At 62.5% G+C, this 547-nt stretch carries 1 pseudogene; it reads right to left on the bottom strand.

What is annotated here, in order from left to right:
- Positions 1-547 (bottom strand): annotated as a pseudogene (locus ACTJKX_RS38250) (hypothetical protein); the annotation flags it as partial.

Below are 547 nucleotides of genomic sequence, written 5' to 3'. Positions count from 1 at the left end.
ACCGCCGACCGTGTCATATTTGCTCGCAATCCCGGCATTGCCCTTGTCGTCGACAGCCGTCACGGTCTGGCTGAAGCCTGACAGCGTGCCCGTGTTGGGATCGTAGGTCGTGCCACCCCCGATGGTCGAAGCGGTCGAATTGCCGAGATTGTTGACGGTGTTGCCGAGATTCGTCACCGAGGTGGAGACGCTGTTGAGCTGACTCAGATTGACCGCGTCGGCAGCATTGGTACCGGCGGCCACATTGGTGATCGCCTTGTTGCCGGCATCGATGCCGGCCGTCGTCACGCTCGGGCCGCCCGCGATGGTGAGACCGCTGGTGTCGAGCTTGGAATTGCCGGCCGTGACGCTGTCGACCGTGACATCCTTGGACAGGTTGAAAGTGACGGCGTTGCCGGTCTTGGTGATGGCGAGATTGCCGTCGGTGTTGTTGAGGTCGACCGTGCTGCCGGGAGCAACATTGGAGGAGTTGGCGCCGTTGGCGGTCAGGTTCCAGCCCTTGTTGGCGGTCTGCTGCACGTCATAGAGCTGGGAGCCGTTGACCGCG

It is taken from the genome of Labrys sp. 22185, from assembly GCF_052045555.1.
Classification (GTDB): domain Bacteria; phylum Pseudomonadota; class Alphaproteobacteria; order Rhizobiales; family Labraceae; genus Labrys; species Labrys neptuniae.
Note: the sequence above shows the minus strand (reverse complement) of the source record. Positions and strands in the feature narration are given on the sequence as shown.